The following is a 12,813-nucleotide window of genomic DNA, read 5'->3' on the forward strand; positions in this document are numbered from 1 at the left end:
CCTTATTCGAGGATCACGAGCGGCTGGCCGAATTCCACGGCGTCGCCGTCGCCGACGAGGATCCGCTTGACGGTGCCAGAGGCCGGGGCCGGGATGTGGTTCATGGTCTTCATGGCTTCCACGATCAGCAGCGTGTCGCCTTCTTTGACGCTGGCGCCAACGGCGATGAAAGCGGCCGCGCCCGGCTCGGGCGAGAGATAGGCTGTGCCAACCATCGGCGAGGTCACCGCGCCGGGGTGGGCGGCGGGATCTTCGGGCGCAGCAGCCGGTGCGGCGGCGGCTGCGGGGGCCGCGCTTGCGACAGGCGCAGCAGCGGGGGCAGCGGCCACCGGGGCGGGCGCGGCGTAAGTGACGGTTTCCACCGTCTTGCTCACGCGGACATTGAGGCTGTCGTCCTCGCCGTATTCGCGCATGACCTCGATCTCGGTCAGGTCGTTTGCGTTGAGAAGTTCGGCGAGCGCCTTGATGAAGGCCACGTCGCTTTCGTATTTGTTTTCTGTCATGCCGTCCTCGATGGTCTGGCGCCTGTCTCAAGCAGGCTTGCCCTGAGCTAGGCGGGTTATACGCTACGTCACTCGCAGGGAAAAGTGGCGCATCCGAGTTTTCTTGCCAACAGGCAAAGCGCAGCCCCGGACAAGCGGTGCTGAAAAACTATGCGCCTGCCTCTCAACGGTGCACAAATGCTGGTGTGCAGGCTAAAGCGCCGCGATTTCTGAAAATTTACCATTTGATAAAAAAATTGACCTGTGCCACGCTGACCGAAAGAAAAAACGTCCAGCAGAGAGGCCATGATGCCCAACAGCCAGATGACCCCCGGCATTGCCGCCGGGCGCTTGCCTGCCGAATCCTACGCCGAGAACTTCTCGGATCTGCACGCGCCGCTTGATGCCCATGAGGCGCAGGTCGCGGCGGACCGCTGCTATTTTTGCCATGATGCGCCCTGCATGACGGCCTGCCCGACGAGCATCGACATTCCGCTCTTCATCCGGCAGATCGCCACCGGCACGCCGGAAGCGGCGGCGAAAACCATCTTCGATCAGAACATCCTTGGCGGCATGTGCGCCCGCGTCTGCCCCACGGAAACGCTCTGCGAAGAGGTCTGCGTGCGCGAGGTTGCCGAGGGCAAGCCGGTGATCATTGGCCAGTTGCAGCGCTACGCAACCGATACGCTGATGGCCAAAGGCATCCATCCCTTCCAGCGCGCCGAGGCCACTGGCAAGCGCGTGGCCGTGGTGGGGGCAGGGCCGGCGGGGCTTGCGGCCGCGCACCGGCTCGCGATGCATGGCCATGAGGTCACGCTCTATGATGCGCGCGAAAAGCCCGGCGGGCTGAACGAATACGGCATCGCCGCCTATAAATCGGTGGATCACTTCGCCGAGCGCGAAGTCTCCTGGCTGCTGCAGATCGGCGGCATCCGCATGGAAACCGGCAAGGCGCTCGGCGCGGCGCTGTCCATCGACGCCCTGCGCGAAGAGTTCGACGCGGTGTTCCTCGGGATCGGCCTCGCAGGCGTGAACGCCCTGCGCGCGGAAGGCGAAGACAAGGGTGGCGTGGAAGACGCCGTGTCCTTCATCGCCGGGCTGCGGCAGGCCAAGGATCTGTCTGCGCTGCCCGTGGGCCGCAACGTGGTGGTGATCGGCGGCGGTATGACAGCCGTGGACGCCGCCGTGCAATCCAAGCTCTTGGGGGCGGAAAACGTGACCATCGCTTACCGCCGTGGCCGCGACCGCATGGGCGCGTCCAAGTTCGAGCAGGATCTCGCGGCCTCCAAGGGCGTGCGCATCCTTGAGAACGTGCAACCCAAGGCGATTCACGGCAATGGCAGCGCCGTGGAGATTGAGCTTGAGTACACGCAGCAGACGCCGGAGGGGCTGAAAGGCACCGGCGAAACCCTGCGCTTGTCCGCAGATCAGGTGTTCAAGGCCATCGGCCAGACGCTTGAAGGTGCTCCGGCTGGGCTGGAGCTCTCCGGCGGCAAGATCGCCGTGACGGGCGCGGGCCAGACAAGCCTGCCCGGCGTCTGGGCCGGCGGCGATTGCGCCACCGGGGGCGATGATCTCACCGTAACAGCCGTAGCCGAGGGGCGCGACGCCGCCGAAGCCATCCACGCCGCGCTTGGCGCGTAACGCATAGGGAAGGACACCCAAATGGCAGACCTTTCAAGCAATTTCGTCGGGATCAAATCCCCTAACCCCTTCTGGCTCGCCTCCGCGCCGCCGACCGACAAGGAATACAATGTCCGCCGCGCCTTTGAGGCGGGCTGGGGCGGGGTCGTCTGGAAGACGCTGGGCGCGGAAGGCCCGCCCGTCGTCAACGTCAACGGCCCGCGCTACGGCGCAATCTGGGGGGCGGACCGCCGCCTGCTGGGGCTCAACAACATCGAGTTGATCACCGACCGCCCGCTGGAGGTGAACCTGCGCGAGATCAAATCGGTGAAGCGCGATTACCCGGACCGCGCGCTGGTGGTGTCGCTCATGGTGCCCTGCGAGGAAGCCGCGTGGAAAGCCATCCTGCCGCTGGTGGAGGAAACGGGCGCGGATGGCGTCGAGCTGAACTTCGGCTGCCCGCACGGCATGGCGGAGCGCGGCATGGGCTCTGCCGTGGGGCAGGTGCCCGAGTATATCGAGATGGTCACGCGCTGGGTGAAGCAGAACAGCCGTATGCCCTGCATCGTGAAGCTCACCCCCAACATCACCGACATCCGCAAACCGGCCGAGGCCGCCACGCGCGGTGGGGCCGATGCGGTGAGCCTGATCAACACGATCAACTCCATCACCTCGGTCAACCTCGACGAAATGTGCCCGGAGCCGATGATCGACGGGCAGGGCTCCCACGGCGGCTATTGCGGCCCGGCGGTGAAGCCGATTGCGCTGAACATGGTGGCCGAGATCGCCCGCAACCCGGAAACGGCAAACATCCCGATTTCCGGCATCGGCGGCGTCACCACATGGCGCGACGCGGCGGAGTTCATCTCGCTGGGCGCGGGCAACGTGCAGGTCTGCACGGCGGCCATGACCTATGGCTTCAAGATCGTGCAGGAGATGATCTCGGGCCTGTCCCAATGGATGGACGAAAAAGGTTACGCTTCGGTTGACGAGGTCGTGGGCCGTGCCGTTCCGAAAGTGAAGGACTGGCAGGATCTGAACCTGAACTACGTGGCCAAGGCCTCGATCAATCAGGACGATTGCATCAAATGCGGCCGCTGCTTTGCGGCTTGCGAAGACACCAGCCACCAGGCCATCGCGATGAGCGAAGATCGCACTTTCACCGTGAAGGACGATGAATGCGTGGCCTGCAACCTCTGCGTCAACGTCTGCCCGGTGGAGGGCTGCATCACCATGGTGCCGATGAAGGCAGGCGAGGTGGATCCGCGCACCGGCGAAGTGGTGAAAGAGGAATACGGCAACTGGCAGACGCACCCCAACAACCCCTCCGTCTGGGCCGCCGAATAGGGTTTCTCCCCAACGATAAACGTTGATTGCACCACCTGCCCCGGCTGTAACAGGCCGGGGCTTTTTTGTGCGCCGCTCCTTTTTGCGGCGCATTAGACCCGAGGGCAGCGCCAGACCGCCGGGTGGGGGCAAAGCCCCCGCCCGATGGGGGCGGTCGGGGGCTGCCCGGCGTGCCGCCGGGCGAAGTGTGGCTAAGCCGGTCCTTGGGAAATCGTCAGGGCCGCAGCATCTTGGTGAAAAGCTGATCCAGATAGGCCTTAGCATCCTCGAAGCTGGTTTTGCTTCGATCCGCCAGAACCCACTGCACTTGCACCTCGAAATCGGCGTAATGCTGGGTCAGGGACCAGATCGAGAAAATCAGGTGGTAAGGGTCGACTGGCGCGATCTTCCCGGCCGAGATCCAGCCGGAAATCACCGCGGCCTTCTCATCCACTAGCTCCTTCAACTCGCCCTTGATGGCCTCTTCGATCCGGGGTGCGCCTTGCAAAATCTCGTTTGCAAACAAGCGGCTTTCGCGCGGGTAATCCCGGCTCATCTCCAGCTTGCGGTCCACGTAATCCAGAATCTCGGGGATCGGCTCGCCGTCGGCGTCCATCTCCCGCAGCGGATCAAGCCAGGTGTCCATCAGCTCGCTCAGAAGCTCGACGTGGATCGCCTCCTTGGAGGGGAAGTAATAGAGCAGGTTCGGTTTGCTCAAACCTGCCGTCTGCGCGATCTGATCCAGCGTTGTGCCGCGAAAGCCGAACTGCGAGAAGACCTCCAGGGCGGCTTCGAGAATCGTTTCGATGTTCTTCTGCTGAATTCGCGTGCGCTTGGGCTTGTCTCTCACCGCCGCATCTCTCCCGACCGTCTGACCTCAGGGCAGGGCCGTGGCCGATCTTTTGCCGCTGCCCAATTCGTGACCGCCCTTCGGCGCCCTCCGCTTCCTATCGCATCACCGCCCGCACAAGGAAAGGGCGGCTGCGGAAAAGGCAGGCAGAAGAGCCGCCGAAATCCTTGACTGACACCCCATCTCTGCTAGCGTGATCTTGACCAGATGGTCAAACATTTTCGGACGCCACCCGGTTCGCCAAAACAGAAGCCGGGAAGCCACAGGGAAGCTGCCAATGGCACTGGATCAGAAATCGGCCCCGAACGACCTTTCGGCGTTCTGGATGCCTTTCACATCGAACCGCCAGTTCAAGAAAACCCCGCGCATGTTCGTCTCCGCTGACGGCATGTTCTACAAAACCGGCGATGGCCGCGAGGTGCTCGATGGCACGGCGGGCTTGTGGTGCTGCAACGCGGGCCACAACCAGCCCAAGATCGTGGAGGCGATCCGCCAGCAGGCCGGCGAGCTGGATTACGCGCCCGCCTTCCAAATGGGCCACCCCAAGGCTTTTGAGCTGGCCACCAAGCTCTGTGACATGGCGCCTGAGCCGTTTGAACATGCGTTCTTCACCAATTCTGGCTCCGAAAGCGTTGAAACAGCGCTGAAAATCGCGCTGGCCTATCACCGCGCGCGCGGCGAGGGCAGCCGCACCCGGCTGATCGGGCGCGAGCGGGGATATCACGGCGTGAACTTCGGCGGCATTTCCGTGGGCGGCATCGTCAACAACCGCCGCCATTTCGGCACGCTGCTGGCCGGCGTGGATCACCTCCCGGCGACCCATCTGCCCGCGCAGAACGCCTTCACGCGCGGCCAGCCCGAACATGGCGCGGAGCTGGCGGAGGATCTGGAGCGCATCGTCGCGCTCCATGGCGCGGAAACCATCGCCGCCGTGATCGTGGAGCCGATGGCAGGCTCCACCGGCGTGCTGCTGCCGCCGAAGGGCTACCTCGAACGCCTGCGCGAGATCTGCACGAAACACGGCATCATCCTGATTTTCGATGAGGTGATCACCGGCTTCGGGCGGCTCGGCTCCTCCTTCGCGGCGGAGCATTTCGGCGTGATGCCGGATCTGATCACCTGCGCCAAGGGGCTGACCAACGGCGTGATCCCCATGGGCGCGGTGCTGGCCACGGCCGAGATCCACGATGCCTTCATGCAGGGCCCCGAGCACATGATCGAGCTGTTCCACGGCTACACCTATTCCGGCAACCCGATCGCCTCGGCCGCCGGTCTGGCGACGCTGGAAACCTACCGCGAGCAGGGGCTCTTTGAACGCGCCGCCGCGCTGGCTCCCTATTGGGAAGAGGGGCTGCACAGCCTGAAGGGCCTGCCCCATGTGATCGACATTCGCAATATGGGACTCATCGGCGCGGTGGAGCTTTCGCCCATCGCGGGCGAGCCCACCAAACGCGCTTTTCAGGCCTTCCTCGATTGCTACGAGAAGGGCGTGTTGATCCGCACCACGGGGGACATCATCGCCATGTCGCCGCCGCTGATCATCGAGAAATCCCATATCGATCAGCTCTTTGGCACGCTTGCAGACGTGCTGAAGACACTCGACTGAAGACAAGACGACCGAAAGGAACAGCCCATGCCCGCCCCCGGCGAGAATATGAAGATCAACGGCCAGCGCCTGTGGGACAGCCTGATGGAAATGGCCAAAATCGGCCCCGGCGTGGCGGGTGGCAACAATCGCCAGACGCTGACCGACGAGGATGCCGAGGGGCGCGCCCTGTTCCAGAGCTGGTGCGAAGCCGCCGGGATGAGCATGGGCGTGGATGAGATTGGCAATATGTTTGCCCGCCGCGAGGGCACCGACCCTGACGCGCTGCCCGTCTACGTGGGCAGCCATCTGGACACCCAGCCCACCGGCGGCAAATACGACGGCGTGTTGGGTGTGCTGGGCGGGCTTGAACTGGTGCGCACGCTCAATGATCTGGGCGTGAAAACCAAACACCCCATCGTTGTCACCAACTGGACGAACGAGGAAGGCACCCGCTACGCGCCCGCCATGCTGGCCTCGGGCGTCTTCACGGGCCGCCACACGCTGGACTGGGCGTTTGATCGCGTCGATGCCGCCGGAAAGCGCTTCGGCGATGAGTTGGAACGCATCGGCTGGAAGGGCGATGAGAAGGTGGGGGCGCGCAAGATGCATGCCATGTTCGAGCTGCACATCGAACAGGGCCCGATTCTGGAGGCCGAAGGCAAGGACATCGGCGTCGTCACCCACGGGCAGGGCTTGCGCTGGATCGAATGCACCGTGACGGGCAAGGAAAGCCACACCGGCTCCACGCCCATGCACATGCGCAAGAACGCAGGCCGTGGCCTCGCGCTGATCACCGAGTTGGTGCATGAGATCGCGATGAAGAACCAGCCGAACGCCGTGGGCGCCATCGGCCATATCGACGTCTACCCCAATTCGCGCAACATCATCCCCGGCAAGGTCGGGTTCACCATCGACATGCGCACCCACCTCCTGGACAAGCTCAACGCCATGGTGGACGAGCTGATGGATCGCGCACCCAAGCTTTGCGAGGAGATCGGCGTGGAGTTTTCCGCCGAGATCGTCGGCCAGTTCGATCCGCCCGCCTTCGATGAGGCCTGCGTGAAGGCCGTGCGCGATGCCGCTGAACGGCTTGGCTATTCCCACATGGACATCATTTCGGGCGCGGGCCACGATGCCTGCTGGATCAACGATGTCGCCCCCACGGCGATGATCATGTGCCCCTGCGTGGACGGGCTATCGCACAATGAAGCCGAAGAGATCACGAAGGAATGGGCCACGGCGGGCGCGGATGTGCTACTACATGCCGTAGTGGAAACCGCGGAGATCGTCGAATGACCAACGCCATCAAATTGCTCGCCCTCATCCCCCTTGCCGCGCTGGCCGCCTGTGCCCGCGCGCCCGATGTCACGCAGGGCAGTATTTCACCGCAGGCGCGCGCGCTGATGCCGGCCAAGCAGGATCTGTCCAAGGTCGTGCGGGGGGCGGACGGCTGCTACTACGAGATGATGGAAGGCTCCGTGCGGGGCTATCTCTCGCCGTTCCAGGATCCGTTCCGCGAGGGGCGCAGGATCTGTGAGCCAAAGCCGGTCGAAGGGTGAAGATCCGGCGCGAACCGATTGAGATCAAACGCCAGCGCCCAAGATAGGGCGCGGCGCCAACCACAGGGAATTTGAGCCATGAGCAAAGTCATCAAGGGCGGCATCGTCTGTACCGCCGATCGCACCTGGAAGGCCGACGTCCTGATCGAGGGCGAGGTGATCAAGCAGATCGGCGAAGATCTGACGGGCGATGAATATATCGACGCCGAAGGGGCCTATGTGATCCCCGGCGGCATCGATCCACACACCCACCTAGAGATGCCCTTCATGGGCACAACCGCTGCGGAGACCTTTGAATCCGGCACATGGGCGGCGGCTGCCGGTGGCACGACGATGCTCGTGGATTTCTGCCTGCCCGGCGCCGATGGTTCGATCAGGAACGCCATCAACGAATGGCACCGCAAATCCGCCCCCCAGATCTGCGCCGACATCGGCTACCACATGGCGATCACGGGCTGGAACGAGAACATCTTCGCCGAGATGGAAGACGCGGTGAAGATGGGCGTGAACAGCTTCAAGCATTTCATGGCCTACAAGGGCGCGCTCATGGTGGAGGACGACGAGATGTTCGCCTCCTTCCAGCGCTGCAAGGAGTTGGGCGCGCTGCCCATGGTGCACGCGGAAAACGGCGATGTGGTGGATCTTCTGCAGAAGGAGATGCTCGCCAAGGGCATCACCGGGCCGGAAGGCCACGCCTATTCCCGCCCGCCGGAAGTGGAGGGCGAGGCCGCCAACCGCGCGATCATGATCGCCGATGCCGTGGGCACGCCGCTCTACATCGTGCACGTGTCTTGCGAGCAGGCCCATGAAGCCATCCGCCGCGCGCGCCAGAAAGGCATGCGCATCTACGGCGAGCCGCTGATCCAGTTCCTGACGCTGGATGAGAGCGAGTATTTCAAGGGCGACTGGATGCACTCCGCCCGCCGCGTGATGAGCCCGCCCTTCCGGGGCAAGGAGCATCAGGCGAGCCTCTGGGCCGGCCTGCAATCGGGCTCGCTGCAGGTGGTGGCCACCGATCACGCCGCATTCACCAGCGAACAGAAGCTCATGGGCAAGGACAATTTCTGCCTCATCCCCAACGGCTCGAACGGGCTTGAGGAACGGCTCGCGGTTCTGTGGACGGAAGGCGTGGAAACCGGCCGCCTGACGCCGAGCGAGTTTGTCGCCGCAACCTCAACAAACGTCGCCAAGATCCTGAATATCTACCCGAAAAAGGGCGCGATCGTGGAAGGGGCGGATGCCGATATCGTGGTCTGGGATCCGAAGATCTCCAAGAAGATCAGCGCATCGAACCACCACTCGGTACTGGATTACAACGTCTTCGAGGGCTTCGATGTGAAAGCGCAAGCGCGCTACACGCTCTCGCGCGGCGATGTGATCTGGGCCTGGGGCCAGAACAGCCAGCCGCAACCGGGTCGGGGCCGCTTCGTGCCGCGCCCGCCCTTTGCCTCTGCCACGCAGGCGCTGTCGAAGTGGAAAGAGCTCAACAGCCCGCGCCAGATCAAGCGCGATCCGCAGAACATCCCGGCCGGGATCTGAGCGTGGACGCAACGGGAAGGGCCACGCCCCTTCCCGGCAAGAAGGAAATGACAGTGAGCCAATCCCCTGTGATCCGGGCCAACCACCTCGACCTGACGTTCCAGACGAACGACGGCCCCATCCACGCGCTGAAAGACGTGAGCCTCGACATTGCCAAAGGGGAGTTCGTCTCCTTCATCGGCCCCTCGGGCTGCGGCAAGACAACCTTCCTGCGATGCATCGCGGCGCTGGAACACCCCACCGGCGGCGAGATCTCCGTCAACGGCATGACACCGGACGAAGCCCGCCAGAAACGCGCCTATGGCTATGTGTTTCAGGCCGCGGGCCTCTACCCTTGGCGCACCATCGGCGGCAACATCAAACTGCCGCTGGAGATCATGGGCTACAGCAAGGACGATCAGGCCGCTCGCGTGAAGGACGTTCTGCAACTCGTTGATCTTGCAGGCTTTGAGAAGAAATACCCCTGGCAACTTTCCGGCGGTATGCAGCAGCGCGCCTCCATCGCGCGCGCGCTGGCCTTTGATGCCGACATCCTGCTGATGGACGAACCCTTCGGCGCGCTGGACGAAATCGTGCGCGACCACCTCAACGAGCAACTTCTCAAGCTCTGGGCCGCCACCGAGAAAACCATCGGCTTTGTCACCCATTCGATTCCCGAAGCCGTCTATCTCTCCACCAAGATCGTCGTCATGTCCCCGCGCCCGGGGCGGATCACCGATGTGATCGAAAGCTCCCTGCCCAAAGAGCGCCCGCTCGACATCCGCGACACGCCAGAATTCCTCGACATCGCCCACCGCGTCCGGGAGGGCCTGCGCGCAGGCCACGCCTATGATGACTGAACCGCGCCACGCAGCCCCCCGCCACCCAGCCTGTGCAGCGCGGGCAACGAGGGACCGACTTCGTTCACGGTCATCGGCTTCCCAGCCTGTACCGTACCGACAATTTGACTCGAATTTCGTTACTTTGTTCTTAAAATATCACCGCCGGAGGCATGAAAGTAAAATCGCGCTGAGCGCGATTGCCTCCGGCGGGGATATTTGCGGAACAAAGTGGGGGGCGCGGCATGCGTAGCCTGCTGGCGGTTCTCACGGTTTTGGCGGTGATCGTGGCCATTTGGTATCTGGCCGCGATCCAGATGAACGCCAAATGGACCCGCGATCAGGCGGCGCGTGCCGGGGTCGAGTTGAGCTTTTCCGAGGTGGTCGCCGACACCATGCAACAGGAACGCCCGGTTCTGCCTGCGCCGCATCAGGTGGCGAAAGAGCTTTGGGCGACGACGGTGGAGAAGAAGGTCACCTCCAAGCGCTCGCTGGTGTTTCATGGTTGGATCACGCTTTCCTCCACGGTTGTCGGTTTCCTGATCGGCACCTGTGCCGGGATCCTGCTTGCGGTGGGGATCGTGCACAGCCGGGCGATGGACATGAGCGTGATGCCCTGGGCCATCGCGAGCCAGACGATCCCGATCCTCGCCATCGCCCCGATGATCATCGTGGTGCTGAATTCCGTTGGCATTCAGGGGCTTCTGCCCAAGGCTTTCATCTCGGCCTACTTGAGCTTTTTCCCAGTCGTCGTGGGCATGGTGAAGGGGCTGCGCGCGCCGGATGCGATGCAGCTTGACCTGATGAAGACCTATTCCGCCTCCCGCACGGAAGTCTTTTGGAAGCTGCGGCTGCCAAGCTCCATGCCCTACTTCTTTGCCTCGATGAAGGTCGCCATCGCGGCTGCGCTCGTGGGGGCCATCGTGGCGGAACTGCCCGCGGGCGCGATCCGGGGGCTGGGCGCGCGGATGCTGACCGGGAGCTATTACGGCCAGACGATCCAGATCTGGTCGGCGCTCTTCATGGCAGCGCTTCTGGCGGCCTGTCTCGTGGGCCTTGTGGGCGTGGCGCAGAAGGTCACCCTTAAGAAGATGGGGATGGCCCGATGAGCGCGCTCCTGTTTGCCTTGCTGTTCTGGGCCGCAGCCACCTGGGTGGCGGTGCGGATCGCCAATTCCCCCGCAAGCACCACGCTGGCTGGCAAGCTTGCGGTGCCGCTGATCCTGGGTGTCACCATCCTTGTGGTCTGGGAGGGCGTGGTGCGCGGGCTGAATGTGCCAGCGGTCATCCTGCCCGCGCCAAGCACCATCGGGGCCACTTTCGCCGGGAGCCTGCCGATCCTCTGGGGCGATTTCGTGCAGACCTTTGTGAAGGGCGCGCTTTCGGGCTATGTGATCGGCTGCGGCGCGGCCTTCCTCACTGCGATCCTGATTGATAGGTCGAAATTCCTTCAGGCCGGGCTCCTGCCGGTGGGCAACTTCCTTGCGGCCATGCCGATCATCGGCACCGCGCCGATCCTTGTGATGTGGTTCGGCTTCGACTGGCAGTCCAAGGCGGCCGTGGTGGTACTCATGGTCTTCTTCCCGATGCTCGTGAACTGCGTGCAGGGCCTGCAGGAAAGCAGCCATATGCAGCGCGACCTGATGCGCACCTATTCGGCCTCCTACTGGCAGACGCTCCTGAAGCTGCGTCTGCCCGCCGCGATGCCCTTCATCTTCAACGGGCTCAAAATCTCGACAACCCTGGCCCTGATCGGCGCGATCGTGGCCGAATTCTTCGGCTCTCCCATCAAGGGCATGGGCTTTCGCATTTCCACCGAGGTGGGGCGGCTCGGGCTTGATATGGTCTGGGCGGAAATCACCGTTGCGGCGCTGGCCGGTTCGGCCTTCTATGGTGCCGTGGCATTGATAGAGCGGGGGGTGACCTTCTGGCACCCGTCGCAAAGACGATAACGACAAAGACAATCAACAAGGAGGTTCAAACATGAACAAACTGCTGTCCACCACGCTCGCCGGCGCGCTTGCTTTCGCCGCTGGCAGCGCATCCGCCGCCGATGATCTGACGCTGCAGCTCAAATGGGTCACGCAGGCCCAGTTCGCGGGCTACTACGTGGCGCTGGAGAAGGGCTTTTACGAGGAAGCCGACCTCAACGTCACCATCAAGCCCGGCGGCCCCGACATCGCCCCGACGCAGGTGATCGCAGGCGGTGGTGCCGATGTGACCGTCGAATGGATGCCCGCCGCGCTGGCCGCGCGTGAAAAGGGCCTGCCGCTCGTCAACATCGCGCAGCCGTTCAAATCTTCCGGCATGATGCTGACCTGCCGCAAGGACACCGGCATCACCTCGCCGGAGGATTTCGGCGGCAAGACGCTGGGGGTCTGGTTCTTCGGCAATGAATTCCCCTTCCTGAGCTGGATGAGCCAGCTCGGTTATTCCACCGATGGCGGCGACGGGGTGACCGTGCTGAAGCAGGGCTTCAACGTGGATCCGATCCTGCAAGGCCAGGCCGATTGCGTCTCCACCATGACGTATAACGAATACTGGCAGATCATCGATGCCGGCCTCACGCCGGAGGATTTGGTGACGTTCAAATACGAAGAGCAGGGCGTTGCGACGCTGGAAGACGGGCTCTACGTGTTGGAAGAGAAGCTCGCCGATGAAGCCGAAGTGGACAAGCTGGCCCGCTTCGTGGCCGCCTCCATGAAGGGCTGGAAATACGCCGAGGAAAACCCGGACGAGGCCGCCGACATCGTGCTCGAATACGACGAGACCGGTGCCCAGACCGAGGCACACCAGAAGCGCATGATGGGTGAGATTGCCAAGCTCACCGCCGGCTCCAACGGCGCGCTTGATCCGGCCGACTACGAGCGCACCGTGGCGACGCTGCTCGCGGGTGGCTCCGATCCGGTGATCTCCGCGGCGCCGGAAGGGGCTTACACGCTTGCGATCACGGATGCCGCGCTGAAGTAACCACTTCTTTTCAAGCAGACTCGCGAAGGGCGGCCCGATGTGGCCGCCCTTTTGCGTGT

Annotated in this window: 12 protein-coding genes; 10 read left to right on the top strand and 2 right to left on the bottom strand. The window is 63.4% G+C overall.

Features of this window, described 5'->3' with window-relative positions; translation table 11 throughout:
* Window positions 1-2: 2 nt before the first annotated feature.
* Entirely contained in the window at window positions 3-503 is a 501-nt protein-coding gene (gene accB / locus KVX96_RS07390) for an acetyl-CoA carboxylase biotin carboxyl carrier protein (protein ID WP_261193700.1), read from the bottom strand.
* 288 nt (window positions 504-791) lie between these two features.
* On the opposite strand from accB, the gene KVX96_RS07395 reads away from it, so the two are divergent.
* Together KVX96_RS07395 and preA are read left to right on the top strand one after the other, a co-directional pair.
* Window positions 792-2,126, top strand: coding sequence for an NAD(P)-dependent oxidoreductase (locus KVX96_RS07395; protein ID WP_261195404.1), 1,335 nt, complete (start codon window positions 792-794; stop codon window positions 2,124-2,126).
* Between the two features lie 21 nt (window positions 2,127-2,147).
* Window positions 2,148-3,452 carry an NAD-dependent dihydropyrimidine dehydrogenase subunit PreA gene (preA, locus tag KVX96_RS07400; RefSeq protein ID WP_261193701.1) on the top strand — a complete coding sequence of 435 codons (1,305 nt, stop codon included), beginning with the start codon at window positions 2,148-2,150 and terminating at the stop codon, window positions 3,450-3,452.
* A gap of 214 nt (window positions 3,453-3,666) precedes the next feature.
* Here the strand turns inward: preA and KVX96_RS07405 are convergent, their stop codons facing one another.
* Entirely contained in the window at window positions 3,667-4,281 is a 615-nt protein-coding gene (locus tag KVX96_RS07405; protein ID WP_261193702.1) for a TetR family transcriptional regulator C-terminal domain-containing protein, read from the bottom strand.
* A gap of 277 nt (window positions 4,282-4,558) precedes the next feature.
* Between KVX96_RS07405 and KVX96_RS07410 the strand changes: the two genes are divergently transcribed.
* The 8 genes from KVX96_RS07410 to KVX96_RS07445 all read left to right on the top strand — a co-directional run bounded on the left by KVX96_RS07410 (window position 4,559) and on the right by KVX96_RS07445 (window position 12,754).
* Window positions 4,559-5,887, top strand: coding sequence for an aspartate aminotransferase family protein (locus KVX96_RS07410; RefSeq protein WP_261193703.1), 1,329 nt, complete (start codon window positions 4,559-4,561; stop codon window positions 5,885-5,887).
* Window positions 5,888-5,914: 27 nt separating this feature from the next.
* On the top strand, window positions 5,915-7,165 hold the full coding sequence (locus KVX96_RS07415) for a Zn-dependent hydrolase (RefSeq protein WP_261193704.1): 1,251 nt from the start codon (window positions 5,915-5,917) through the stop codon (window positions 7,163-7,165).
* The gene (locus KVX96_RS07420; RefSeq protein ID WP_261193705.1) at window positions 7,162-7,428 is read left to right on the top strand and encodes a hypothetical protein; all 267 of its coding nucleotides are present in this window, start codon (window positions 7,162-7,164) and stop codon (window positions 7,426-7,428) included. The genes KVX96_RS07415 and KVX96_RS07420 overlap by 4 nt, the downstream gene beginning before the upstream one ends.
* A gap of 78 nt (window positions 7,429-7,506) precedes the next feature.
* Window positions 7,507-8,967 (top strand): dihydropyrimidinase, encoded by a 1,461-nt coding sequence (gene hydA, locus KVX96_RS07425; RefSeq protein ID WP_261193706.1) that lies wholly within the window; start codon window positions 7,507-7,509, stop codon window positions 8,965-8,967.
* Window positions 8,968-9,020: 53 nt separating this feature from the next.
* Window positions 9,021-9,806: an ABC transporter ATP-binding protein gene (locus KVX96_RS07430; protein WP_409977088.1), complete on the top strand. Its 786-nt coding sequence runs from the start codon at window positions 9,021-9,023 to the stop codon at window positions 9,804-9,806.
* A gap of 224 nt (window positions 9,807-10,030) precedes the next feature.
* Entirely contained in the window at window positions 10,031-10,894 is an 864-nt protein-coding gene (locus KVX96_RS07435) for an ABC transporter permease (protein ID WP_261193709.1), read from the top strand.
* Window positions 10,891-11,736: an ABC transporter permease gene (locus KVX96_RS07440; protein WP_261193710.1), complete on the top strand. Its 846-nt coding sequence runs from the start codon at window positions 10,891-10,893 to the stop codon at window positions 11,734-11,736. Before KVX96_RS07435 ends, KVX96_RS07440 begins: the two co-directional genes overlap by 4 nt.
* 31 nt (window positions 11,737-11,767) lie before the next feature.
* The gene (locus KVX96_RS07445; RefSeq protein ID WP_261193711.1) at window positions 11,768-12,754 is read left to right on the top strand and encodes an ABC transporter substrate-binding protein; all 987 of its coding nucleotides are present in this window, start codon (window positions 11,768-11,770) and stop codon (window positions 12,752-12,754) included.
* Window positions 12,755-12,813: the final 59 nt, after the last annotated feature.

The organism is Pseudoruegeria sp. SHC-113, from assembly GCF_025376885.1.
In the GTDB taxonomy this organism is placed as follows: Bacteria; Pseudomonadota; Alphaproteobacteria; order Rhodobacterales; family Rhodobacteraceae; genus Pseudoruegeria.